This is a genomic window from Rhizobacter sp. P5_A1 (genome assembly GCF_056400745.1).
Map to the genome: position 1 here is coordinate 181,264 of NZ_JBFUKR010000007.1, position 24,515 is coordinate 205,778.

Sequence of the window (24,515 nt, forward strand, 5' to 3'; positions counted from 1 at the left end):
GCCGCGTCACCAGTCTTCCTTCACCGCGAGCGCCATCTGCCGGCCGGCCGCGTTGCGCGCCGCGAGCCAGGCGGTCAGCGTGCCCGAGGCGATCACCGCGACGCACAGCGCGGCGAGGCGACCCCACGGCAGCAGCAGGTCCATCGTCCAGTGAAAGCTCTGCGGGTTCACGACCTCGACCAGCACGACGCTGACCGCGAGGCCGAGCAGCAGCCCGAGCAGCGCGCCGGCGGCGGTCCAGACGGCGCCCTCGGCGGCCACCACCGCAAGCACCTGCGTGCGCGTCAGCCCGAGGTGCGCGAGCAGCCCGAACTCCTTGCGCCGCGCGAGCACCTGCGCCGAGAAGCTCGCGGCGATGCCGAACAGTCCGATCGCGATGGCGACCGCCTGCAGCCAGTAGGTCACCGCGAAGCTGCGGTCGAAGATGCGCAGCGAGGTCGTGCGGATCTCGCCGGCCGAGGCGAACTCGAGCAGCGCGCCGTCGAGCCCGAGCTCGCTGGCGAGCGCGCGCAGCTCGTGCTGGACGCGCGCGGCGTCGGCGCGGGGCTGCAGCCACAGCGCGAGGTCGTTGACGCGCGTGTCGCCGGTCAGGCGGCGGTAATCGGCGATGTCGATCGCGATCGCGCCGTGCTGGCGCGCGTAGTCGCGCCACACACCGCGCACGAACACGCGCGGGTCGCCGGGCAGCGGCAGCGCCAGCGTCGTGCCGGGCCGTGCGCGGTACAGGTCGACCATCGCCTCGCTGACGTAGACCGCGGTCGCGCCAGGCGGCAGCGCGACCAGCTCGCCGACCAGCGGCAGGCGCCGGCCGGGCTCGGGCAGCGCGCGTGCGATCAACGCGACCGCGGGCCTCGCGGCCTCCAGCTGCAGCGCGACGACGCGTTGTGCCTCGGCGCGCTGCACGCCGCTCGATCGCGCGGCGCGCTCGGGCATCGCGGCCGGCAGCGTTGCGACATCGCCGGCGGTCAGGCTCGACGCGGCACGCACGTAGAGATCGGCGGGCAGCACCGTGTCCAGCCACTGCGTGACCGAATCGCGGAAGCTCGCGACCATCACGGTCAGCGCGACCGCCAGGCTCAGGCTCGCGACGACGCCGGCGACCGCGATCGTCGCGCTGTGGCGCTGGTGGCGCGCACGCTCGACCGCGAGCAGCGCGAGCGGATGGCCCGGGGGCGCGATGCCCTTCAGCAAGGCGGCGACGCCGGCCGGCACGCAGGCGATGCCGCCGAGAAGCAGGCACGCGACCGAGCCATACGCGGCGAGCGGGATGCCGGCGATCGGTGGCAGCAGCGCGAGCGCCACGCCGGCGGCCAGCAGCAGCGGCCCGAGCCAGCCCGGGCCGGCCGGCGCATCGCCGGTGCCCAGCCCCTTCAGTGCCTGGGCCGGCGCGAGCCGCTGCGCACTGCGCGCCGGCAGCCAGCCGCCGACCATCGCCGCGGCGACACCGAGCAGCCCGTACACCGCGGCCGCGGCCACGCTGAACTGCAGCGCCGGCGTGACGCCCGGAAAGTAGCCGCCGCCCAGATCGCCCGCCAGCAGGCGCAGCGCGAGCGCCGCCAGCGCGGTGCCGAGCGCGAGCCCGAGCACGCTGCCGACGATACCGAGCAGCGCCGATTCGGCCAGCACCAGCGCGAGCCGCTCACGGCCCGTCAGCCCGAGCACGCCGAGCAGCGCGAGCTGCGGCGCGCGCTTCGCGACCGACAGCGACAGGATCGAGAACACCAGAAACGCGCCGGTGAACAGCGCCACCAGCGCGAGCACCGTCAGGTTCACGCGGTAGGCGCGCGAGACGTTCGAGACGCGTTGCGTGGCTTCGTCGGGCGACGCTGCGCGGATGCCCGGCGGCAGCGCGAGCTCGCGCAGCACCTGCGCCCGGTCGGCGCCGGGGCGCAGCCGCACGTCGATGCGGCTGATGCGGCCGAGCCATCCGAACGCGGTCTGCGCGCCGGCGATGTCCATCACCGCGAGCGCGGCACCTTCGGCGGCGATGCTGCCGCGCACTTGAAGCGTGATGCTGCCGGTCGGCGTCTGTGCACGCAGCGTGTCGCCGGGCAGGCGCTGGCGTGCCTGCGCGTTCAGGAACACCGCGTCCGGCTCGAGCATCGCGGTCCGATCGGCGCCGTTGGCGTCGGGCCGGGGCAGCAGCGCCGGCGCGAGCGGCGCGGCGATCAGTGCGTCGACGCCGACGATCTTCAGCGGCACGCGCTGGCCCTGCGCGTCGAGCGCGACGCTGTCGATCTCGATCACCGGGCTCGCGATCACCACCTGCGGATGGCGCGCGACGCGTTCGTACAGCGCCTCGTCGAAGCCGCTGCGCTGGCCGCGCAGCTCGAAGTCGGCCACCCCGCCGACCGCGCGCACCGCGGCGCTGAACTCGCTCAGCGCCGACTGGTTGATCAGTTGCACCGAGAACGCGAGCGCCACGCCGAGCATCACCGCGAGCAGTGCGGCGAGATGGCGCCACGGGTGGTGGCGCAGCTCGGTCCACGAGAGTTCCCGCAACAGCGACCACAGCAACGCGAGCATCACAACGCGCCTTCGCAGATCCCATCCGCCGTCAACGTCATCACGCGATCGGCGCGGGCCGCAGCGGCGCGTGAATGCGTCACCAGCACGCAGGCGGCGCCTTCGCTGCGGACCTGCGCCGAGAGCAGGTCCAGCACGCGCTCGGCGGTCGCCGGGTCGAGGTTGCCGGTCGGCTCGTCGGCGAGGATCAGTTGCGGCTTGTGCACCAGTGCGCGCGCGATCGCGACGCGCTGCAGCTGCCCGCCCGACAGCGTCTGCGGCAGCCGCCCGCCGAGCCCGGCCAGGCCGACCGCCGCGAGCACGGCCTGCACGCGCGGCGCGTCCGGCCGGCGCTGCAACAGCAGCGGCAGGCCGACGTTGTGCGCGACGCTCAGGTGCGGCAGCACATGGAAGGCCTGGAACACGAAGCCGAGGTGCGCGCGGCGGAACACCGCCTGCTGCGCCTCGGGCAGCGATGTGATCTCGGTGCCGGCGATCCGCACCGCGCCCGCATCGACGCTGTCGAGCCCCGCGATGCAGTTCAGCAGCGTCGACTTGCCGACGCCGGATTCGCCGAGGATCGCGACGAACTCGCCCGGCGCGAGCTGCAGGTCGACGTGCCGGAAGATCGTCGTCTCGCCATAGCGCTTCGCGAGCGCGCCGACCTCCAGCAAGGCGGTCATTGGCGCACCCTACGGCCTTCGGCCGGTCCCGCCGAGCGGGAATGAGCCTCTTCGGGCGGCCGGGCGAGGCTCATGGGGCCGAGAGCTTCGCCGCGAGCGCGACGACTTCGGCGATCGGGTCGGCGCCGTCGCAGGCCACGCGATGCCGCTGCGGCATGCTGCGCAGCCAGGTCAGCTGGCGCTTCGCGAGCTGGCGCGTCGCGGCGACGCCGCGCTCGGGCAGCTCGCTCAGATCGCCGTCGACCAGGGCCTCCCAGGTCTGGCGGTAGCCGACGCAGCGCATCGACGGCAGGTCGGCGTGCAGGTCGCCGCGCTCGCCGAGCGCCCGGACCTCGTCGACCAACCCGTCGTCGAGCATCTGGTGAAAGCGCGCCTCGATGCGCCGGTGCAGCCAGGCGCGATCGTCCGGCTCGAGCGAAATCAGCGGCGGCAACGCGCGCTGCGGCTTGTTCTCGGTGTGGAACGACGCGAGCGGCTGGCCGCTGACGCGAAACACCTCGAGTGCGCGCTGGATGCGCTGCTGGTCGGCCGGCTTCAGGCGCGCGGCCGTGACCGGGTCGACGCGCTGCAGCTCGCGGTACAGCGCCGGCAGGCCGTCGCGTTCGAGCTGCTCCGCGAGCGCCGCACGCACGGCGCGATCGGCGGCCGGCATCGCATCGAGCCCGTCGAACAGCGCCTTGAAATACAGCATCGTGCCGCCGACCAGCAGCGGCAGGTGGCCGCGCGCGTCGATCTCGGCGATCAGGCGCTGCGCGTCGACGACGAAACGCGCCGCCGAATAGGCCTCGCTCGGCTCGATGATGTCGATCAGGTGGTGCGGCACCGCGGCGCGTTCGGCCGGGCTCGGCTTCGCGGTGCCGATGTCCATGCCGCGATAGACCAGCGCCGAATCGACGCTGACGATCTCGACCGGCCGGGTCCCGGCCCACGCGGCCGCGATCGCGAGCGCCGCAGCGGTCTTGCCGGAGGCTGTCGGCCCGGCGAGGCAAAGATACGGGGCGCTCATCGGTCGCGCGCCATGGGATCGGCGGCGGGGCCGGCAACGGGATCAAAAGGCATCCGGCGAGGGTATCAGGCCCGCGCCGATGGCATGATCGCCCGTCTGCAGCCAGGGAGGGAACCGAATGAACTGCCGCCGTTACCGCATGCCCGCCGCTGCCGCCGCGCTGGCGATCGGACTCGCGTGCGCAGCGCCGACCGTCGGCGCCCAGGGCCGGCCCGACCCGGTCGCGCTGATCGCGGCGCAGCGCGAGGCGATGAAGCCGCTCGCGTTCATGGACGGCGTCTGGCGCGGCCCCGCGTGGACGCTGCTGCCCTCGGGCGAGAAGCACCACATCACGCAGACCGAGCGCATCGGCCCGTTCCTCGACAACTCGGTCAAGGTCATCGAGGGCCGAGGCTACGAGGCCGACGGGCGCGTCGGCTTCAACGCGTTCGCGACGATCTCGTACGAGGTCGGCACGAAGGCCTATCGCTTCCATTCGTATGCGCAGGGCATGGTCGGCGATTTCGTGCTGACGCCGACGAGCGACGGCTACGTCTGGGAGATCCCGGCCGGGCCGCAGACGACGATCCGCTACACCGCACTCGTGAAGGACGGCGAGTGGTACGAGGTCGGCGACCGCATCGTCGCGGGCCAGCCGCCGGCGCGCTTTTTCGAGATGCGGCTGAAGCGCGTCGGCGATACCGGCTGGCCGGCCGGCGACGCGGTGCCGCCGAAGTGACGAACTGACGAACCGACGCCGGCGACGCCCTTGCGTGGCGCCGCCGGTCGGTCAGCGGGCGGCCCGATTCACCCGAGCGCGCCGCCGGCCGGAGGGCGCGTCACTCGAAGCGTTCGTCGGCGCGCAGATAGCGCCACTGCCCGGGCGGCAGATCGCCGAGCATCACGTTGCCGATGCGCACGCGTTTCAGCCCGAGCACCTGCAGCCCGACGGCCTCGCACATGCGGCGGATCTGGCGCTTCTTGCCCTGCGTCAGCACGAAGCGCAGCTGGTCGTCGTTGATCCACTCGACCTGCGCAGGCCGCAGCGCCTCGCCGTCGAGCTCGAGGCCGTGGCGCAGCAGTGCGAGGCCGGCGTCGCCCAGGCGCTTGCCGTCGGCCGAGGCGACGCGCACCAGATATTCCTTCTCGATCGCGCTGTCTTCGCCGATCAGCTGTTTCGCGATCCGGCCGTCCTGCGTCAGCACGAGCAGGCCGACCGAATCGATGTCGAGCCGGCCGGCAGGCACGAGGTGGTTCAGGTGCGAACGCAGAAAGCGCGTGCCGGAGCGGTCGTCGCGCCACTGGTTGGCCGGCGTCACCAGCACGACGGCGGGTTCGTAGCCGTCCTCGGCCTGGCCCGAGACGTACCCGACCGGCTTGTTGACCAGCACCGTGACACGCTGCGCCTGCTGGAACTTCGCCTTCGCATCGATCGTGATGCGCTGGTGCGGCAGCACACGCGAGCCGAGCTCGCTGACGATCTGGTCGTCGACGCGCACATAGCCTTTCGCGATCCATTCGTCGGCCTCGCGGCGCGACGCGATGCCGAGCTCGCTCATGCGCTTGGAAAGGCGCAGGCTGCCGGGCGCGTGCTCGGCAGGCTCGAAGTGCTCGTCATCGTCGTCATCGCGCGGGCGGCGATCGGCGCGCGGGGCCGAGCGGGCCGGCGGGGCCGGGCGCGGCGGACGCGGCGGTGCCTGGCGTGGGTCGCGCGGCGACGCCGAACGCGGATCGCGCCGCTGCCCCTCCGGCGCGCCACGCGGGTCGCGCTGCGTCGACTGCCGCGGGGCCGGGCGCGGCTGACCGCGCGGAGCGAACGCCGTGTTCGGCGCGCGCGGCGCCGGCGCTGGACTGTCGCCGCGGCGTGCGAAAGCCTCCGGCGGCCGGTCGCCGAAGCGCTGGCGCAGCTGTTCCTGGTAGCGCGCCTCGCGTTCAGCGCGCTGCGCCTGCGCCTGCGCGAGCGTCGGCCGCGCAGGCTTGACGCCGGCACCGCTGCCGCGCACCGGCTGACGTTCCGCCATCCCGGGCGGCGGGGCACCGGCGCTGCCAGGCTTCTTCAGTTTGATCGTGGCCATGGGGCGATTGGAGCATGGGCGCGCCGCCCGCGCGCCGGCCTGGCCTCGGCGGGGCCTTCAGCGGCCGCGCCAGAACAGACCGTCGAGTTCCTTCAGCGTGATCTGGCGCCAGGTCGGCCGGCCGTGATTGCACTGGTCGGCCCGGTCGGTGCGCTCCATGTCGCGCAGCAGCGCGTTCATCTCGGCCAGGCTCAGTTGCCGGTTTGCGCGCACCGCGCCATGGCAGGCCATCGTCGACAGGATCTCGTGCTGCGCGCGCTGGATCACGCTGCTTGCGTCGTATTGCGCCAGTTCGGCGAGCACGCTGCGCGCGAGCTCGACGACATCGCCGCCGGCGAGTGCGGCCGGCTGTGAACGCACGGCGAGCACGCCGGCGGCGAGCGGCGAGATGTCGAGCCCGAGCGCGCGCAGGTTGTCGGCCTGCGCCTCGGCGGTCGCGATCTCCTGCGGCGTGGCCTTGAAGCTCGCGGGGATCAGCAAGGGCTGCGACTCGATCGCCGCGTCCAGCCGATCGCCGAGGCTCGCCTTCAGCCGCTCGTAGACGATGCGCTCGTGCGCCGCGTGCATGTCGACGATGACGAGGCCCTGCGCGTTCTCGGCGAGCACGAAGACGCCGGCGATCTGCGCGATCGCGCGGCCGAGCGGCCAGGTGTCGTGGTCGCCGTGAGCGTCGCGGCCATCGGGCGTCGCGGCCGTTGCGGTGCTCAGTACCGTCGGCGCCGCAGCGTCCTCGCCGTTCCAGCGCGCCGGCACCTGCTGCGCGTACAGCGTGGCCATCTGCTGCAGCCCGAGCGAAGCCTGCTGCGTGTCGCGGTAGTGCCGCAGCCCCGGCGCGGCGAATACCGGCGCCACGCTCGCCGGCCCCTCGACCGCGCCGGCACGCGGGATCGCGAGCGCCGTCTCGACCGCACGCCGCACCGCCTGGTGCACCTCGCGCGATTCGCGAAAACGCACCTCGACCTTGGTCGGATGCACGTTGACATCGACCCGATCCGGCGCGATCTCGATGAACAGCACGTAGGCCGGCTGGCGCCCGCCGTGCAGCACGTCTTCGTAGGCCGAGCGCACGCCGTGGGCGATCAGCTTGTCGCGCACGAAGCGGCCGTTGACGTACACGTACTGCTGGTCGGCGCGCGCGCGCGCCGCCTCGGGCGTGCCGGCGCGGCCACTGACGCGCAGCACGCCGGTGTGCAGCGCGAGTTCGCGGCTCTGGCCGACGAACTCGGCGCCGAGCACATCGAGCATGCGTTGCGCGGCGCTCGCGCGGCGCCATTGAACGCCCAGCTTGCCGTCGTGCCAGACCGTGAAGCCGACCTCGGGCCGCGCCAGCGCGTGGCGGCGCACCGCTTCGACGCAATGTGCGAACTCGGTCGCCTCGGTCTTCAGGAACTTGCGCCGCGCCGGCGTCGCGAAGAACAGCTCGCGCACCTCGACGCTGGTGCCGACGCCGCGTGCCGCCGGCACGAGCTCGCCGGAGCGCGCATCGAGCCGCTGCGCGTGCGCGGCATCCGGCGTGCGGCTCGCGATCGAGACCTCGGCGATCGATGCGATCGCCGCCAGCGCCTCGCCGCGAAAGCCCATCGTCACGACACCCTCGAGCTCGTGCAGCGATGCGATCTTGCTCGTCGCGTGGCGCCGCAGCGCGAGCGGCAGCTCGCCGGCCGGGATGCCGGCGCCATCGTCCTCGACGACGATCGCCCGGATGCCGCCGCCGATCAGCTTCACGGCGACCTCGGTCGCGCCGGCATCGAGCGCGTTGTCGACCAGCTCGCGCACCACCGAGGCCGGCCGCTCGACGACCTCGCCGGCGGCGATCTGGCTGACGAGTTCGTCGGGCAGCTCGCGGATCGGGCGGCGCGGCAGGGGCTGGAACACGGCGTTCATCGGCGCATTGTAGAAACCTGCGTCGGCCGCTCGGCGGCGCGCCCCGGGGCGGCCCCGATAATCGCGCCGCATGGACCTTCTGCACTTCCTGCTCGACTTCATCCTGCACGTCGACGCGCACCTGCGCGACTTCGTGCAGGCCTACGGCGCCTGGGTCTACGCGCTGCTGTTCCTGATCATCTTCGTCGAGACCGGCGTCGTCGTGATGCCGTTCCTGCCGGGCGACTCGCTGCTCTTCGTCGTCGGCGCCTTGTGCGGCGCCGGGCTGATGAGCCTGCCGCTGGTGCTGGTGCTGCTGATCGCCGCGGCGATCCTGGGCAACCAGAGCAACTACGCGATCGGCCGCCACTTCGGGCCGCGCGTGTTCCAGTGGGAGAGCTCGCGCTTCTTCAACAAGAAGGCGTTCGACCAGGCCCACGCGTTCTACGAGAAGTACGGCGGCACGACCATCGTGGTCGCGCGCTTCATGCCGTTCCTGCGCACCTTCGCGCCCTTCGTCGCCGGGGTCGCGCAGATGACGCGGCGCAAGTTTACGATGTTCGACGTGATCGGCGGCACCTTGTGGGTCGGCGGGGTCACGACCGCCGGCTACCTGTTCGGCGAGATCCCGTGGGTCAAGAACAACCTCGACAAGATCATCTGGGGCGCGATCCTGCTGCCCGGGCTGCTGGTGCTGTGGGGCGCATGGCGCGCGCGGCGCAAGCCGCACGCGGCCTGAGCCTCAGCCTCTCAACCGCCGTCGCGCAGCGCGCGGCGCAGTTCGGCCGCGCACAGTGTGACCGCAGTGTTGGCCTCGTCCAGCAGCTTGCCCATCGGGATGAAGCCGTGGATCTGCCGATCGAAGCAGACATGGCTCGCGCTGTTGCCGGCCGCGGTGAGTCGTTCCGCATAGGCCTTGCCCTCGTCGCGCAGCGGGTCGTAGCCGGCGGTCAGCACGAGGGCCGGCGGCAGCCGGCCGAGGTCTTCGCACAGCAGCGGCGAAGCGCGCCAGTCGTCGTGCTGGGCCGGGTCGGCGAGGTAGTGGCCGCAGAAGTAGTCCATCGTGTCGCGGGTCAGCAGATAGCCCTGCGCGTTCTCGGTGTGCGACGGCGCGCCGCGATGCTGGTCGGTTGCCGGATAGATCAGCAGCTGGAACGCGATCGGCAGGTCACCGCTGTCGCGCGCGGCGATCGCGACGACGGCCGCGAGGTTGCCGCCGGCGCTGTCGCCGCCGACCGCGAGGCGCGTCGCATCGAGCCGCAGTTCGGCGGCGTGCTCGCGCACCCAGCGCGTCGCCGCGACTGCGTCGTCGACCGCTGCCGGGAAACGATGCTCGGGTCCCATCCGGTAGTCGACCGCGACGACCGCGCAACCGGCGCCGTTCGCGAGTTCGCGGCACAGCGTGTCGTGGGTGTCGAGATCGCCGATGGTCCAGCCGCCACCGTGGAAGTAGACGAGCACCGGCAGCACGTCGCCGCTACTCGAACCGAGCGGGCGGTAGCAGCGCAATGGGATCGCGCCATGCGGCCCGCTCGCCTGCATCTCGCTGACCTGCGCGACGTCCGGCGGCGCCGGCTGCGTGACGCTGCGCCGGTCGCGGTACCAGGCACGCGCGTCGGCGACGCTCAGCGTGTGCGTCGGCGGGATCCGGCGCGCCTCGATCAGGTCGAGCAGCGCGCGGGTCTGGGGATGCAGCATGGTGGTTCTCTCGTGTCTCAACGCGACGCCGTCCCGGCCACCGCGAACACCTCGACCGGCGCGGACTTGCCATGGAACGACGCGGTGCCGAGCGCATCGCAGCCGACGGCGGGGGCGAGGCTCGCGCGCGTCGCGCTGTCGATCAGGATCGCGCGCTGCGCGACCTTGGTGTGGGCCTCGAGGCGCGCCGCGAGGTTGACCGTGTCGCCGATGCAGGTGTAGGTCGCGCGCTGCTGCGTGCCGGTGTAGCCCGCGACCATCTCGCCGCTGGCGATGCCGATGCCGATGCGCAGCGGGGCCTTGCCCTCGCTCGCGCGCTCGGCGTTGAGCAGCTCGATCATCTCGATCATGTCGAGCGCCGCGCGCACCGCGGCGCCCGCGTGGTCGGCCAGCGGCAGCGGCGCGCCGAAGATCGCCATCAAGCCGTCGCCGACCATCTGGTTGACGACGCCGCCGTGGCCGCTGATCGCATCGAACATCAGCGTGTAGTAGGTGTTGAGCAGCTCGATCGTCTCTTCGGGCGGCTGCGACTCGACCAGCGCGGTGAAGCCGCGGATGTCCGAGAACATCACGGTGCCGCTGACGCGCCGGCCGCCGAGCGCGAAGCCCGACTGCTGCAGGTCCTGCGCCACCTCGGAGGTCGCGAAGCGCCGCACCATCTCCTTCTGCTGATCGCGCAGACGCTTCTTCTCGAGGCTCGCACCGATGCGCGCCTTCAGCAGCACCGCGTTGACCGGCTTGGTCAGGTAGTCCTCGGCACCGAGCTCGATGCAGCGCACGACGTTGGCCAGGCCCTCGAGTGCCGAGGTCACGATCACGCCGAGGTCGCGCAGCTTCAGGTCGGCGAGCAGCAGCTCGAGCACCTGGAAGCCGTCCATCTCGGGCATCGCGATGTCGAGCAGCAGCAGGTCGAAGGGCTCGGCGCGCAGCCGCTCGATCGCGATGCGGCCGTTCTCGGCGGTGACCACCTCGTGACCGAGCAGCTCGAGGTTGCGCGCCAGCAGCAGCCGATTGACCTTGTTGTCGTCGGCCACCAGCAGCCGGGCGCGGCGCTCAGTCACGGATCAGCTCCCGCAGCGCCGCCGCCGCCGTGTCGTGCGCGGCCTGCAACGCCGCCAGCGCGGCCGCGTCGGCCGCGGCGAGCGGCGCCAGCTCGAGCGCGCGTGCGCGCTGCGCGAGCGCCGTCGCGCCGAAGGTCAACGCGTTGCTCTTCAGCGAATGCGCGGCACGCCGGAAGGCCTCGGCATCGCCCTGCACATGCGCGCGCGCGATCTCGGCCAGCAGCAGCGGCGATTCCTCCAGGAAGGTGCCAGCCAGCTCGACCGCGAACTCCGACCCGGCGGTGTCCTGCAGATCGCGCCATGCGGCCAGGTCGATCGGTGTCTCAGCGCTCATCCACTGCCCCTTCGTTGAGTCTCTTCGGTACCTGCGAAAGCGCCTGCACCAGCGCATCGACGCGGATCGGCTTGGTCACGTAGTCGTCCATGCCGGCGGCCAGGCACTGCTCACGGTCGCCCTGCATCGCGTTGGCGGTCATCGCGACGATGCGCGGGCGCGCGTGCGCGGGCCACTTCGCGGTGATGCGGCGCGAGGCTTCCAGCCCGTCCATCTCGGGCATCTGCACGTCCATCAGCACCACATCGTAGGGTTGGCGCTCGACGCATTCGATCGCCTCGATGCCGTTGCTCGCGACATCGGCGCGGTAGCCCATCTGCTGCAGCAGGCGCAGCGCGAGCTTCTGGTTCACGACGTTGTCTTCGGCGAGCAGGATGCGCAGCGGTTGGCGCTTGGCGAGCGTCGCATCGATCTTCGGCTTGGCGGGCTGCGGCGCGGCCTTCGGCGCGGCGTCGTGCGCGAGCAGCGTGACCAGCGTGTCGAACAGCTGGCTCTGGCGCAGCGGCTTGGTCAGCACCGCGGCGAACAGGCTGTCGGCGCCGTCACGGTGGCCGAGCGAGGTGAACAGCACCAGCGGCAGGGTGTGCCCGGCCGCGCGGATGCGCTCGGCCAGCATGTTGCCGTCCATGCCCGGCATGTGCATGTCGACGATCGCGAGGTCGAAGGCGTCGCGCTGCAGCATCTGCAGGGCCTGCTCGGGCGTCTCGGTGTCCTGCGACACCATGCCCCACTTGGCGGCCTGCAGCGCGAGGATGCGGCGGTTCGTCGCGTTGTCGTCGACGACCAGGATGCGCCGGCCCTTCAGCGCCGGCTGCTCGCCGATGAAGTCGCGCCGGCTGCCCGCGGGCAGCGCGGCCGGTGGCGCGTCGATCGTGAAGCGGAAGGTGCTGCCTCGGCCGGGGCCGGCGCTATCGACCCACATCGTGCCGCCCATCAGCTCGGCGAGCCGCTTGCTGATCGCCAGGCCCAGGCCGGTGCCGCCGTACTTGCGCGTGGTGGAACTGTCGGCCTGGCTGAAGCTTTGGAACAGCTTGGCGATGCCGGCCTCGCTCAAGCCGATGCCGGTGTCGCGCACGCCGAACTGCAGCCGGTCGCCGTCGGCCGAGACAGCCAGCACGACCTCGCCGTGGTCGGTGAACTTGACCGCGTTGCTCAGCAGGTTCAGCAGCACCTGGCGCAGCCGCGTCACGTCGCCCAGCACCGCGGCCGGCACCTCGCCCTCGAACACATAGGCGAGGTCGAGCTGCTTCTCGGCGGCGCGGTTGCCGATCAGGTCGAGTGCTGCCTCGACGCACTCGCGCAGGTCGAAGGGGTGCCGCTCGATGTCCATGCGCCCGGCCTCGATCTTCGAGAAATCGAGGATGTCGTTGATGATCGTCAGCAGCGCGTCGCCGCTGTCGCGGATCGTGCCGGCGAAGTCGCGCTGCTCGTCGGTCAGCGGCGTGTCCAGCAGCAGGCCGCTCATGCCGATGACTGCATTCATCGGCGTGCGGATTTCGTGGCTCATGGTCGCGAGGAACGCGCTCTTCGCCTCGTTCGCGGTCTCGGCGGCGGCGCGGGCTTCCTGGGCCTCGTTGAAAAGGCGTGCGTTCTGGATCGCGATCACGGCCTGGTCGGCAAAGGTCTTCAGCAAGCTGATGTCGCGGTCGGAGAACGGCGCGAGCGGCCGGCGCACCACCTGCAGCGCACCGACGCCGCTGTCTTCCCACAGCATCGGCGCGACCAGGTACGAATAGTTGCCGACCTGCTCGGCCGAGCGCCGCAGGCCTTCGGGCACGCCGGGGCCGTGCTGGACGTCCGGGTAGTGCAGCACCTGCCGCTTGTGGATCGCGTAGCCGTGGATCGAGTCCCGCACCGGGCGCGGGAACTGCGACTTGATCAGCGCGTCGGCGTTCGCCTCGATGAACGAGGTCTCGGCATCGAAGTGCATCAGGCCATCGGCGCCGATCAGCGCGATGCCGACCTGACCGTTGTTGAACAGGCGCTGGCAGCTGTGCATGATCTCCTGGAACACCGGCGCCGTGTCGGACACCGAACTGCTGATGACGCGCAGCACGTCGGCCGTTGCCGTCTGGCGTTCGAGCGCCTCCTGGGTCTCGTTGAACAGCCGCACGTTCTCGATCGCGATCACCGCCTGGTCGGCGAAGGTCTGCAGCAGGTCGACCTCGTGAGCGGCGAACTCGCCCACCTCGGCACGGCCGACGACGATGGCGCCGATGACCTCGCCCTGGCGCAGCATCGGCACCCCCAGCGCGGCACGGAAGTCCGCCACCTGCGCGGCCGAAGCCAGCAGGTTGCCCTGCAGGGCCAGCGCATCGGCCACGTTGACCACGTCACCGGAGGCGATGGTGCGTGCGGTGATCGAATGGCCGCCCGCGCGCATCGGAAAGTGCTTGGCCACGGCCTGCAGGCCCGCTTCGGAAGTGCCGGCGTTGCAGGCGAGCCGGATCCATTCGCCGTCGTAGGTGAACACGAAGCTGTAACGCGCGTCGCACAGCGCCATCGAGCGCTCGGCGATCGCCTGGAACACCGGCGACGTGTTGGTCGGTGAGCCCGAGATGGCGCGCAGGATCTCGCTGGTCGCGGTCTGCTTCTCCAGGGCTTCCTGGGTCTCGGTGAACAGCCGCGCGTTCTGGATCGCGATCACGGCCTGCTCGGCGAAGGTCTGCAACAGCGCGATCTCCTTCGCATCGAAGCCGGTCGCAGGCTGGCGGATCGCGTACAGGTAGCCGATCGCACGGTCCTCACGCGCGATCGGCGCCAGCACCTGCGAATACGCGCCGACGCCGAGCTGGTCGGCGATGCGCCGCAGCCACGGCGGCGTGCCCTCGGCGAACACGTCCGGCACGTGCAGCGGCGTGCGCCTGAGCACGCCGTCGCCGAGCGGCCCGGCGGGCACGCCGGCCGCGAAGATCTTTTCCAGCAGCGGCTTCGCCGAGCCGTGGTGGGCACCCAGGTGCAGCCGATGGTCGTCGTCGCCGAGCAGCAGGATGCCCTGCTCGGCACTGTCGAACAGGCGCTGGCAACTGCTCAGGATTTCATCGAACACGGGCCGCGCGTCGGCCACCGACGAGCTGATGACCTGCAGCACCTGGGCCGTCGCGGTCTGCCGCTCGAGCGCCTCGCGGGTCTCGTTGAACAGGCGTGCGTTCTGGATCGCGATCACGGCCTGGCGCGACAGGCCGACCAGGAACTCCAGCTCGTGGGTCTCGAACGGCGCGCCGCCGCTGCGCCAGACCGCCATCGCGCCCTGCACCTGCTCGCCGGCCAATAGCGGCACGACCATCAGGCGCTCGTCATGCTGCGACTCGGTGCCGGCGATCTGCAGCGCGCGCGGGTCGGCCTGGGCGTCGTTGATGCGTTCGGCGCGGCCGCTTTGCAGCAGGCTGCCGATGATGCCGACGCCGGCCCGCACGACCGTGGCGCGGATCGCTTCGGCGTTGTCGCCGAGCGCGACGATCGCGCGATGCGTCGCGCCGCCGGGGTCGGGCAGGAAGATCGCGCTGCTGTTCGCCTGCAGCAGCTCTCTCGCGTGGCCGGCGATGCGGTTCATCACGGTGGCCAGGTCGAGCGAGGACGACAGGTCGCGCCCGACATCCGACAGCGCCGACGACTCGCGCGCGCGTCGCTGCGTCTCCTCGAGCAGGCGCGCGTTCTCGAGCGCCACGCCCATCGCGGCGCTGATCGTCGACATCAGGTTCACGTCGGCGTCGCTGAAGGCGTTCTCGCGCTCGAAGCTCTCGACGACGATCGCGCCGGTCAGGCGCTCGCCGACGATCACGGGCACGAAGACGCAACTCAGGCTGGCATCGGTGCCCTCGACGAGCCGGATGCCCAGCGCGTCCATCTGCGCGCGGCTGCCCGCCACCGCCGGCTGCCCGCGCAGCAGCAATTGGTCGACCGGTCTGTCGGTGCGGATGGGGGAGACCGGCAGCTCATGCAGCCGCTCGCCGTGTTCGTAGGCGTACAGCGGCCGATTCACCTGCGCCTTCTCGTCGCACCATAGGATGGTCATGTCGCCGGTGTCGAACAGCTCGCGCAACTTGTCACCGACCAGGTCGACGATGGCCTGGAAGTTCAACTCCCGCGCCATGCCCTCCTGGATGCGGTTGATCACCGCCAGCTCGGCGCTGCGGCGCTCGGTCTCCCTGAGCAGGAGCTGCGTCTCCTCGAACAGGCGCGCGTTCTCGAGCGCCACGCCCATCGACGCGGCCACGGTCTGCAGCAGCCGGACCTCGGCCTCGCCGTAGGCGTGCTCGCGCTCGTAGTTTTCCAGGCCGATGAAACCCAGCACGCGCTCGCGACCGACGATCGGCACGTAGACGATCGCCTTCGCCTGCGCGGTGCCCGGCTGGGCACCGGCGCCGGCGGCCAGCTGCTCGGCCACCGTGTTGAAGAGGCTGGGCTGTCGCGTCTCGATCAGGCGCCGCGTCGCCGGGCCGACCGTCGACATGGGCACGCGCCACACCGGAAACCGGACGCCGAGTTCGTAGACGTACAGAAAGACCTGCTCGTCGGTCTCGGGGTCGATCCAGCGGATGCTGAGGTCCTTGCTGTGGAACACCTCGCGCAGCTTGTCGCCGACCAGCTCGACGATGCCCTGGAAGTCGAGCGACCCGGCGATGCCCTGCTGCACGCTGTTGATCACGGCCAGCTCGGCGTTGCGCTGCTCGGTCTCCTTCAGCAGCCGCTGGGTCTCGTCGAACAGGCGCGCGTTCTCGAGCGCGACGCTCATGCTCGCGGCGAGCGTCTCGAGCAGGCGCACGTCGCTGTCGCTGTAGGCGTGCTCGCGATCGCGGTCGAACAGCTGCAGCGCGCCGCGCACTTCGCCGCCGGTCGTCAGCGGCACCATCAGCTGCGACTTCGGCGGCGCGATCTTGCCGTGCAGCATGTACGAGCCGTAGCGCTCGGCCTGGGCCGCGAAGTCCTCGTTGATCAGCAGCGTGCGGCCGGTGCGCAGCACCTCGCCGATGAAGCCGCGGTCGGCGGATGTCGGTGGCGGCGGATCGAGGCGCTCGCCGTCGCAGTACGTGTAGGGCACATGCGCCAGCCCGGTCGCCGGATCGAACACGCGCACCGACACGTAGGCGCCCGGGAACATGTCGCGCAGCTTGTCGCCGACCGCGTCGTACACGCCCTGCAGGCTCAGCTCGCCGGCCAGCGCCTGCTGCACCGCGTTGATGATCGCGAGCTCGGCCGCGCGCTGGCGCTCGGCCTCGAAGCTCTGCGCGTTCTGCAGCGCCACGCTGAGGCTCGCCGCGACCGTGGTGATCAGCGCGACGTCGCTCGGCGCGAACGCGTGCGCGGGCTGCTTGCCGATCGCGATCAGGCCGATCGCCTCGTCGCCGCGCAGCAGCGGCGTGTAGACGAACGATTCGTCGAGCACCGCGCCGCCGATGACCTTGCTCTCGATGCCGTTGGCGCGCAGGAATTCTTCCAGCGCCACCGCGGTGTCGAACACCAGCGTGCGGCGGGTGCGCATCGTGATGCCGCCGATGCCGGTCTCCAGCCCGCGCGGGTTGGGCGGCGGATGGAAGCGCTCGTCGTGGTCGATCAGGTACGGATAGCTGACGACGCTGTGCGCCCGGTCGAGCAGCGCGATGCCGACCACGTCGGCGGCGAAGATCTCGCGCAGCTTGTCGCCGACCAGGTCGATCACGCCCTGCAGGTTCAGCTGCGACGCGAGCCCCTGCTGGATGCTGTTGATCACCGCGAGCTCGGCGTTGCGCTGCTCGGTCTCCTTCAGCAGGCGCTGGGTCTCGTCGAACAGGCGCGCGTTCTCCAGCGCCACGCTCATGCTCGCGGCCAGGGTCTGCATCAGGCGCAGGTCACTGTCGCTGAACGCGTCGTAGCGGTCGACGTTCTGGATGCTGAGGTAGCCGGTGACAATGTCGCCGGAGATCATCGGTGCGAAGATCACCGACTTGGGCAGCGTCGAATCGCCGACCGGCGTGCCGCGAGTGCGGCGGATCACTTCCGGCGTCACGCGATTGTTCAAGTACGGTTCGTGCGTCTCGATCAGGCGCCTGCGCACCGGGCCGATCGCACGCGGTGGCGCCTCGAAGCGCCGGCCCTTCTCGAAGGTGTAGTGGAAGACCTCGACGTCGCGGGCGTGATCGAAGCTCGCGACCAGCACGGCTTGGGCATCGAAGGTGTCGCGGATGCGGTCGCCGACGACCTCGTAGATGGCCTGCATCTCGAGCTTGCCCGCGAGCGCCTGCTGCACCGCGTTGATGATCGCCAGCTCCGCCGCGCGCTGGCGCTCGGCCTCGAAGCTGTTGGCGTTGAGCAGCGCCACGCCCATGCTGGCCGCGATTGTCGACACGAGACGCACGTCGTCGGGGCCGAAGGCGTTGTCGCGCTCGTGGTTCTCGAGCATCACCGCGCCGAGGACGCGCTCGCCGGCCATCATCGGCACGGCCAGCAGGCAGCGTGACGCGTCGGTGCCGGGCGTGGTCGTGACGCCCAACGCCGCCTGCTCGGCGGGCGAGTTGGCCAGCCAGACCTTGCGCTCGCTCAGGAAGCGCGCCACCGGGCCGCCGGGCGCGGGCGTGCGCGGCGCGATGTTCAGACGCAGGCCATGCTCGTACCCGTAGAGCTGGTGGATGAGGTTCGCCTTCTCGTCCCACCAGCGGATGCTCATGTCGCCGGTGCCGAACACCTCGCGCAGCTTGTCGCCGACCACGTCGACGATGGCCTGGAAGTCGAGCTCGGCGCCCACCGCCTGCTGGATGCTGTTGATCACCGCCAGCTCGGCATTGCGCTGCTCGGTTTCCTTCAGCAGGCGCTGGGTCTCGTCGAAGAGGCGCGCGTTCTCGAGCGCCACGCCCATGCTCGCGGCGAGCGTCGTCAAGAGCCGCAACTCGGATTCACCGAATGCGTTTTCGTGCGCCTCGTCCACCATCTCGAGCGTGCCGAGCAGGCGGTCGCTGCCGACGATCGGGACGAACAGGCGCGAGCCCGGCGGCGCCGAGGCCGCTGTGCCGAGCCCGAGCGCTTCGGCCTGCGCGCGTGTGGCAACCATCAGCGGCTGGCGTGTCGCCTCCAACGCCTTGACGACGGGGCTGTCGGTGGGGAGCCGGGCGGGCTCCAGCAGAAAGCGCTTGCCGACCTCGTAGGCGAACCGATAGTGCGCCAGCCCGCCGGCGTGATCGGTCCAGCGCAGGCCGATGTCGCCGGGGTGCTCTCGCGTTCGATGTGCGGCGCCCGAGGGATCGCCGCGCGCCAGCAGGTTCAGTTCGGCGGCCATGCCTTGCTGAATGCGGTTGATGATCTTCAGCTCGTTGGCCTGCTGGTCGAGCCGCGCATTCGACGCCCGCAGTTCGGCGCCGCGCTCGGCCACCTTGTTCTCGAGGCCGGCGGTGATGCGCAGGTTGGCCAGTGCGACCGCGGCCTGACTCGCGAGCATCGTCAGCAGGTCGCGGTCGCTGTCGCGCAGACGGCCATAGAGCCCGTCGATGTCGGCGTACAGGAAGCCGAGCAGCTCGCGCTGCGCGATCAGCGGTGCGATCAGGCACGAGCGTTGGTCGACCTGATCGGCGCCCTCCGGCCCGTGGCGCAGGCTCGCGGCGCGGCTGCGCCGCGCTTCGGCCAGCCACGGCGCGATCGCCGCCAGCAGCTCGGCCGGCGTCTCGCCCGGCGGCAGCTCGTGCCCGGCGACGAAGGCGCCGTCCGGTCCTTCGAGCACCAGCAGCACGCGCTCGGCGCCGCACAGCTCGGTGGCCTGGTCGAGCAGCAGTTCGCGCCACTCGGCCTCGTTGCGCAGTTCGTTCAGGCGCAGGCCGATGTCGGCAAGGCGGTCGAAGGCCTCGCTCGGGCTGGTGCGGGCCCGCAGGTGCGGCAGCGCCTCGGCGCCGCCGGGCCCGCGACGCCGGGCTTCGACACGCCACGCGTCGATCACCTCGCGGTGCACCGCGACCTTGTGGAACCAGCTGCGCCGCAGGCCCTCGTCGCCGAGCGTGGCGACGCCGTCGCACAGATGGCGGTACGCGCGTTCGAGCTGAACCGCAGCCTGCTGTTCGTGGCCCACGGCGGCGAGCGCAGCGGCGTGCGCCCACCAGGCGCCGACCGGCGACGCCAGACCGATCAGCGTCGGCCTGTCGCGCGCGGCGACGAGTTCGACCGCGCGGCGCGCGACTGTCAATGCGCGCTGTGGCCGCCCCGACCGCAGCCAGGCGCGCGCCAGCGAGGTCAGCGAGACGATCGCGAAGCTGCTCTCCGGCAGCTGCTTCGTGGACTCGGCGCCCGCCTGCGCGTGGCGCCGCCAGCCGGGCAGGTCGCCGCCGATCTCGGCGACCGTGGCGTCGACGTTGCCCAGCATCCAGCCGAACACGGGGTCGTGCAGGGTCGCGTCGAGCCGTGCCAGCTCGTCGCGCCAACGGCGTGCGCCGTCGGCGTTGCGCAGAAAGCCCTCGAGCGCCGCGACGACGCCCACCGTGAGGGCGCGCGAGTTCGGGTTCTGATGGTGCCGCTCGGCCTCGAGCACCGCCAGCGCGGTGCGCAGTGCCAGCCGGTACAGCCCCATCGAACCGTAGGCGAGCGCGAGGTTGTGGCGGATGCCGTGCTGGCGCTCGGTGTAACCGGCGGCGCCGAAGGCGGCCACGGATCGCCGCAGGCCGGCGAGGCGCACCGCGATGTCCGGGTCCTCGCGCCAGCGCAGGTTGCAGGCGCTGCCCAGGCCTGACTGATCGCCCGTCTGCTCCGCGAGGGCGACGGCGCGTGCGGCCGCTTCGACGGCCTCGGTCTTGCGCCCGAGCAGCGACAGCGCGCAGGCCTGCGACCACAGCGATCGGCCCTGCCAGACGGCATCGCCCAAGCGCCCGAAGCGCTCGGTGGCCTGCTGCGCATGGCGCAAGCCGGCGCGCTCGTCGCGCCCGCGCCACTGCGCCTCGGCGAGGCGGAACAGCGCCAGCGCCATGAGCCCCTCGTGATGCGCGCTGCGCGCCGCCGCCAGTGCCGCCCGCGCGCTGCGCTGGGCGCCGACGTGGTCGCCCTGGCGCACCTGGACCAGCGACAAGCGGCACAGCGCGCGCGCTTTCGGCTCGGCCGTGCCGGCGCTGCGCGCGAGCGCGCGCAGCGCTAGCGCGTCGTCCAGCGCGGCCGCGAAGTCGCCCACCGCGAGGTGGCTCTCGGCGCGCTCGTCGAGCAAGGCGATGCGCTCGCCGGTGTCGAGTGCTGCGGACTGCAGCGCCTGCGTTGCCGCGGCGATCGCCTGCTGCTGGCGCCCGGACCAGGCCAGTGCCGCGACCTCGGCCACGGCGACGGCCGGGCCGCGTGGGCGCGATGTGGTGGCGCGCCGCGGCGCTGCGAGTGTCTTTCGTGAAGCAGGCATGCGTCGCTCGAACGAACCTTCCGCCGTGGAGGAGCCGGGCCGGCTTGGCAGCGAGCCCGGCCGCAGTCTACAGGGGCAACCCGTGCCGGACGCGGGCCCGGCGCCCGCGGCGCTACAGCTGGCGCGATCGCGCCAGCGGCGGGTTCTTCGCGAAGTAGCGCTGGATGCCGAGCGCCAGCGCGCGCACCAGCTGCGCCTGGTACTCGGGGTCGCGCAGGCGGGCCTCTTCCTCGGGGTTCGAGATGAACGCCGACTCGACCAGGATCGACGGGATGTCGGGCGCCTTCAGCACCGCGAAGCCGGCCTGCTCGACGCTGCCCTTGTGCAGCTTGCCGACCTTGCCGATCTGGCCGAGCACCTCGCCGCCGAGCTTCAGGCTGTCGCGGATCTGCGCGGTCGTGCTCATGTCGAGCAGCGCGCGCAGCACGCTCGCGTCCTTGGCCTTGATGTTGACGCCGCCGATCGCGTCGGCGGCGTTCTCGCGGTTCGCCATCCAGCGCGCCGCGGCGCTCGTCGCGCCGCCCTGGCTCAGCGCGAACACCGAGGCGCCCCGCGCTTCCGGCGTGATGAAGGCATCAGCGTGGATCGAGACGAACAGGTCGGCCTGCACGCGCTGCGCCTTGCGCACGCGGTCGACCAGCGGCACGAAGAAATCGGCGTCGCGGGTCAGCATCGCACGCATGTTCGGCTGGGCGTTGAGCGCGTCGCGCAGCTGCAGCGCGATGCGCAGCACGACATCCTTTTCGTGCAGCCCGCTCGGGCCGCTCGCGCCGGGGTCTTCGCCGCCGTGGCCGGGGTCGATCGCGACGACGATCAGTCGATCGATCTTGCCCTGGACCGCCGGCGGCAACGGCGCGGGCGTCTGCTGCGGCGGCACCGGGGAGGGCAAGGTCGCGACCGGCGGCAACGCCGGCGGGGTGGTCGCGACCGGTGGCCCAGCAGGTCGCTCGATCTTGCCGATGAACTCGCCGAGCGCGTCCTGCACCGCCTGCGCGGCCTGCTGCTCAGCGGCCTCCTTGTCGCGGATCAGCGCGAGCAGCGGGTCGCGCTCCTGCGTCGGGTACAGGTCGAACACCAGCCGATGCTGGTAGGCGGCGACCGGCGCGAGCGTGAACAGCTGCGGCGCGGTCGGCTGCTTCAGGTCGATCACGACGCGCACGACGCGCGGCTGGTTCTGCCCGGCGCGCACGCCGGCGATGAACGGGTCGTCGGCGCGCACCTTGCCGACCAGATCGCGCAGCGCCGGGCTGAGCTCGAGGCCGTCGATGTCGATCACGAGGCGGCTCGGGTTCTCGGCCATGAAATGCTTCTGCGTCAGCAGCGCGTCGGACTCGATCGTCACGCGCGTGTAGTCGGCGGCCGGCCAGACGCGCACCGCGACGATGCTCGCGCCGAACGCCAGATCGGCGCCGCCGAGCAGCAGCGCGACGGCGCCCATCGAGCGCAGCGCATCCCGGCGTGTCGGCGCGCGCGTCATGGCAGCAACGCGACGCCGAGCGGCGTGTGCGCATCGAGGCGCGCGCGCCGCGCGTCGCCTTCGAGCGGCTCGATGTGGATGCGCAGATCGGCCTCGGGCAGCAGCGCCTCGGCCTTCTCGGGCCACTCGGCGAGTTTCAGCCCGCGGCTCGCGAAGACATCGCGAAAGCCCGCGTCTTCCCATTCCTGCGGGTCGTTGAAGCGGTAGAAGTCGAAGTGCCAGACCGCGAACGGCGCGCCGTCGCGGGTCAGCTCGTAGGGCTCCATCACCGCGTAGGTCGGGCTCTTGACGCGGCCTTCGACACCGAGCGCATGCAGCAGGTGCCGAGCGAAGGTCGTCTTGCCGGCGCCGAGCGGGCCGTGCAGTTCGATGAATGCATCGGCCAGGCTCGCGTGGCGGGCCAGCGCACCGGCCGCGGCGGCACAAGCAGCCTCGTCGGGCCAATGCTGCGTGCGGGTTTCTAGAATCGGCAAATGGTGGGCACTCGGCAGTTGGATTCGGAACGGCAGCAAACGCTGCTGGCGCAGCTGCGTGAGCAGGCCGCGCGGCTCGGATTTTCACAGATCGGCGTGGCCGATGTCGACTTGTCCGACGCGGAAGGCGGGCTGATGCAGTGGCTCGGCAACGGCTTTCACGGCGCGATGGGCTACATGGCCCTGCACGGCCTGAAGCGTGCACGCCCGGCCGAGCTGGTGCCGGGCACCGTGCGCGTGATCACCGCGCGCATGGACTACCTGCCGCGCGCGCTGCCCGAAGGCTGGCAGGCGATCGAGTGGCAGCGCCTGGCCGACCCGACGCAGGCGACGCTGTCGATGTACGCGCGGGGCCGCGACTATCACAAGGTGCTGCGCGCGCGGCTGCAGCAGCTCGCCGACACCCTCGCCGACGCGGTCGGGCCGTTCGGCCACCGCGTGTTCACCGACTCGGCACCGGTGCTCGAGGTCGAGCTGGCTTCGAAGAGCGGCATCGGCTGGCGCGGCAAGCACACGCTGGTGCTGAACCGCGAGGCCGGCTCGATGTTCTTTCTCGGCGAGATCTACGTCGACCTGGCGTTGCCGCTGACCGAACCGGCCGGCGCGCACTGCGGCACTTGCAGCGCCTGCATCGACGTGTGCCCGACCGGCGCGATCGTCGCGCCGTACCGGCTCGACGCGCGGCGCTGCATCTCGTACCTGACGATCGAGGAGCCAGGTCCCATTCCGGTGGCGCTCCGGCCGCTGCTCGGCAACCGCATCTACGGCTGCGACGACTGCCAGCTCGTCTGCCCCTGGAACAAGTATGCGGCGCGCAGCACGCTGCCCGATTTCGACGTGCGCGAATCGGTCGGCAACGCCACGCTGCGGCAGTTGTGGGATTGGAGCGAGGCCGATTTTCTGCGCCACACCGAGGGCAGCGCGATCCGCCGCATCGGTTTCGAGCGCTGGCAGCGCAACCTCGCGGTCGCGCTCGGCAACGCGCTGCACGCCGCCGACGACCCGGCGCTGCGCGCCGCGCTCGAGAGCCGGCGCGAAGCTTGCAGCGCACTCGTGCGCGAACACATCGACTGGGCGCTCGCACGCGCACCGCAACTCGAGGAACCTGTCCCACCATGATTCACCGCTGCCGCCTGGACGATGCCCCCGGCCTGTCACCCGAGGCCGTCGCGGCCTACGCCCGCGACGGCGTGATCGTGGTCGAGGACTTCATGCCCGCCGAGCGCTGCGCGGCGCTGCGCGCGCGCGCACTCGAACTCGTCGCCGCGCATGCGCCGGCCGCGCCCGGCACGGTGTTCTCGACCCGCGACCAGCGCCATGCGCAGGACGCGTATTTCGAAGCCTCGGCGAGCCGCATCGGCGCGTTCTTCGAGGAGGGCGCGTTCGACGCCGGCGGCCGCCTCCAGGTGCCGCTCGAGCGCGCCGTCAACAAGCTCGGCCATGCGATGCACGACCTCGACCCGGTGTTCAGCGCGTTCTCGCGCGGGCCGCGGCTGCAGGCGGTGGCCGATGCGATCGGCCTGGTCGACCCGAAGCTGGTGCAGTCGATGTACATCTTCAAGCAGCCCGGCATCGGCGGCGAGGTGATGTGCCACCAGGACTCGACCTACCTGTACACCGAGCCCGCGTCGGTGGTCGGCTTCTGGTTCGCGATCGAAGACGCGCACCGCGGCAACGGGTGCCTGGGCGCGCTGCCGGGCCAGCATCGGCGCGGCCTGAAGGAGGTGTTCAGGCGCCAGTCTGGCGGCCGCTTCGCGCTCGAGCCGCAGCACCCGCCGCCCGCGTGGGACATGGGTGGGCTCGAATGGCTCGAGGTGGGGCGGGGCGCGCTGGTCGTCTTCGACGGCGGCCTGCCGCACCTGTCGGAGGCGAACCGGTCCGGGCAATCGCGCCACGCCTACACGCTGCATGCGGTCAGCGGGCAGGCGCATTACCCGGCGAGCAACTGGATCCGGCGCACCGACGGCGTCGACCCGCCGTTCACCGGGTTCGGGTAAGCCCCGTGCCCGGTCGGCCTCAAAAGCGGGCCG

15 protein-coding genes are annotated in these 24,515 nt (G+C 71.7%); 4 read left to right on the top strand and 11 right to left on the bottom strand.

The window, feature by feature from the left end; translation table 11 throughout:
- Nucleotides 1–6: 6 nt before the first annotated feature.
- The 3 genes from AC1DTW_RS10295 to miaA form a co-directional block, all read right to left on the bottom strand.
- Nucleotides 7–2,526: an ABC transporter permease gene (locus tag AC1DTW_RS10295; protein ID WP_477980968.1), complete on the bottom strand. Its 2,520-nt coding sequence runs from the start codon at nucleotides 2,524–2,526 to the stop codon at nucleotides 7–9.
- On the bottom strand, nucleotides 2,526–3,188 hold the full coding sequence (locus AC1DTW_RS10300) for an ABC transporter ATP-binding protein (protein WP_477980969.1): 663 nt from the start codon (nucleotides 3,186–3,188) through the stop codon (nucleotides 2,526–2,528). Before AC1DTW_RS10300 ends, AC1DTW_RS10295 begins: the two co-directional genes overlap by 1 nt.
- A 70-nt stretch (nucleotides 3,189–3,258) precedes the next feature.
- Complete coding sequence (miaA, locus tag AC1DTW_RS10305) at nucleotides 3,259–4,194, bottom strand: tRNA (adenosine(37)-N6)-dimethylallyltransferase MiaA (protein WP_477980970.1); 936 nt, start codon at nucleotides 4,192–4,194, stop codon at nucleotides 3,259–3,261.
- Nucleotides 4,195–4,312: 118 nt separating this feature from the next.
- Here miaA and AC1DTW_RS10310 point away from each other — a divergent pair, with 118 nt between their 5' ends.
- Nucleotides 4,313–4,912, top strand: coding sequence for a DUF1579 domain-containing protein (locus tag AC1DTW_RS10310; RefSeq protein ID WP_477980971.1), 600 nt, complete (start codon nucleotides 4,313–4,315; stop codon nucleotides 4,910–4,912).
- A gap of 100 nt (nucleotides 4,913–5,012) precedes the next feature.
- Here AC1DTW_RS10310 and AC1DTW_RS10315 read toward each other — a convergent pair whose 3' ends face one another.
- Together AC1DTW_RS10315 and mutL are read right to left on the bottom strand one after the other, a co-directional pair.
- Nucleotides 5,013–6,248: a pseudouridine synthase gene (locus AC1DTW_RS10315; RefSeq protein ID WP_477980972.1), complete on the bottom strand. Its 1,236-nt coding sequence runs from the start codon at nucleotides 6,246–6,248 to the stop codon at nucleotides 5,013–5,015.
- 57 nt (nucleotides 6,249–6,305) lie between these two features.
- Nucleotides 6,306–8,132, bottom strand: coding sequence for a DNA mismatch repair endonuclease MutL (gene mutL / locus AC1DTW_RS10320; RefSeq protein WP_477980974.1), 1,827 nt, complete (start codon nucleotides 8,130–8,132; stop codon nucleotides 6,306–6,308).
- 70 nt (nucleotides 8,133–8,202) lie between these two features.
- On the opposite strand from mutL, the gene AC1DTW_RS10325 reads away from it, so the two are divergent.
- Entirely contained in the window at nucleotides 8,203–8,850 is a 648-nt protein-coding gene (locus tag AC1DTW_RS10325; protein ID WP_477980975.1) for a DedA family protein, read from the top strand.
- A gap of 11 nt (nucleotides 8,851–8,861) precedes the next feature.
- Here the strand turns inward: AC1DTW_RS10325 and AC1DTW_RS10330 are convergent, their stop codons facing one another.
- The 6 genes from AC1DTW_RS10330 to tsaE all read right to left on the bottom strand — a co-directional run bounded on the left by AC1DTW_RS10330 (nucleotide 8,862) and on the right by tsaE (nucleotide 22,485).
- A complete protein-coding gene (locus AC1DTW_RS10330) occupies nucleotides 8,862–9,809 on the bottom strand; it encodes an alpha/beta hydrolase (RefSeq protein WP_477980976.1) in 948 nt (315 codons plus the stop codon).
- A 17-nt stretch (nucleotides 9,810–9,826) separates the two neighbouring features.
- The gene (locus AC1DTW_RS10335; RefSeq protein WP_477980977.1) at nucleotides 9,827–10,870 is read right to left on the bottom strand and encodes an adenylate/guanylate cyclase domain-containing protein; all 1,044 of its coding nucleotides are present in this window, start codon (nucleotides 10,868–10,870) and stop codon (nucleotides 9,827–9,829) included.
- A complete protein-coding gene (locus tag AC1DTW_RS10340; protein ID WP_477980978.1) occupies nucleotides 10,863–11,204 on the bottom strand; it encodes an Hpt domain-containing protein in 342 nt (113 codons plus the stop codon). The genes AC1DTW_RS10335 and AC1DTW_RS10340 overlap by 8 nt, the downstream gene beginning before the upstream one ends.
- Nucleotides 11,194–20,535, bottom strand: a complete 9,342-nt coding sequence (locus tag AC1DTW_RS10345; protein ID WP_477980979.1) for a GAF domain-containing protein — start codon at nucleotides 20,533–20,535, stop codon at nucleotides 11,194–11,196. Before AC1DTW_RS10345 ends, AC1DTW_RS10340 begins: the two co-directional genes overlap by 11 nt.
- Nucleotides 20,536–20,647: 112 nt before the next feature.
- Nucleotides 20,648–22,012: an N-acetylmuramoyl-L-alanine amidase gene (locus tag AC1DTW_RS10350; RefSeq protein ID WP_477980980.1), complete on the bottom strand. Its 1,365-nt coding sequence runs from the start codon at nucleotides 22,010–22,012 to the stop codon at nucleotides 20,648–20,650.
- The gene (gene tsaE / locus AC1DTW_RS10355; RefSeq protein WP_477980981.1) at nucleotides 22,009–22,485 is read right to left on the bottom strand and encodes a tRNA (adenosine(37)-N6)-threonylcarbamoyltransferase complex ATPase subunit type 1 TsaE; all 477 of its coding nucleotides are present in this window, start codon (nucleotides 22,483–22,485) and stop codon (nucleotides 22,009–22,011) included. Before tsaE ends, AC1DTW_RS10350 begins: the two co-directional genes overlap by 4 nt.
- Here tsaE and queG point away from each other — a divergent pair, their 5' ends adjacent.
- Both queG and AC1DTW_RS10365 read left to right on the top strand, forming a co-directional pair.
- Complete coding sequence (gene queG, locus AC1DTW_RS10360) at nucleotides 22,486–23,604, top strand: tRNA epoxyqueuosine(34) reductase QueG (RefSeq protein ID WP_477980983.1); 1,119 nt, start codon at nucleotides 22,486–22,488, stop codon at nucleotides 23,602–23,604.
- Entirely contained in the window at nucleotides 23,601–24,482 is an 882-nt protein-coding gene (locus AC1DTW_RS10365; RefSeq protein ID WP_477980984.1) for a phytanoyl-CoA dioxygenase family protein, read from the top strand. The genes queG and AC1DTW_RS10365 overlap by 4 nt, the downstream gene beginning before the upstream one ends.
- Nucleotides 24,483–24,515 lie beyond the last annotated feature (33 nt).

Coding starts and splice junctions, on each gene's coding strand:
- AC1DTW_RS10295 (WP_477980968.1), bottom strand. CDS start 2,526: ATGCTCGCGTTGCTGTGGTCGCTGTTGCGGGAACTCTCGTGGACCGAG.
- AC1DTW_RS10300 (WP_477980969.1), bottom strand. CDS start 3,188: ATGACCGCCTTGCTGGAGGTCGGCGCGCTCGCGAAGCGCTATGGCGAG.
- miaA (WP_477980970.1), bottom strand. CDS start 4,194: ATGAGCGCCCCGTATCTTTGCCTCGCCGGGCCGACAGCCTCCGGCAAG.
- AC1DTW_RS10310 (WP_477980971.1), top strand. CDS start 4,313: ATGAACTGCCGCCGTTACCGCATGCCCGCCGCTGCCGCCGCGCTGGCG.
- AC1DTW_RS10315 (WP_477980972.1), bottom strand. CDS start 6,248: ATGGCCACGATCAAACTGAAGAAGCCTGGCAGCGCCGGTGCCCCGCCG.
- mutL (WP_477980974.1), bottom strand. CDS start 8,132: ATGAACGCCGTGTTCCAGCCCCTGCCGCGCCGCCCGATCCGCGAGCTG.
- AC1DTW_RS10325 (WP_477980975.1), top strand. CDS start 8,203: ATGGACCTTCTGCACTTCCTGCTCGACTTCATCCTGCACGTCGACGCG.
- AC1DTW_RS10330 (WP_477980976.1), bottom strand. CDS start 9,809: ATGCTGCATCCCCAGACCCGCGCGCTGCTCGACCTGATCGAGGCGCGC.
- AC1DTW_RS10340 (WP_477980978.1), bottom strand. CDS start 11,204: ATGAGCGCTGAGACACCGATCGACCTGGCCGCATGGCGCGATCTGCAG.
- AC1DTW_RS10345 (WP_477980979.1), bottom strand. CDS start 20,535: ATGCCTGCTTCACGAAAGACACTCGCAGCGCCGCGGCGCGCCACCACA.
- AC1DTW_RS10350 (WP_477980980.1), bottom strand. CDS start 22,012: ATGACGCGCGCGCCGACACGCCGGGATGCGCTGCGCTCGATGGGCGCC.
- queG (WP_477980983.1), top strand. CDS start 22,486: ATGGTGGGCACTCGGCAGTTGGATTCGGAACGGCAGCAAACGCTGCTG.
- AC1DTW_RS10365 (WP_477980984.1), top strand. CDS start 23,601: ATGATTCACCGCTGCCGCCTGGACGATGCCCCCGGCCTGTCACCCGAG.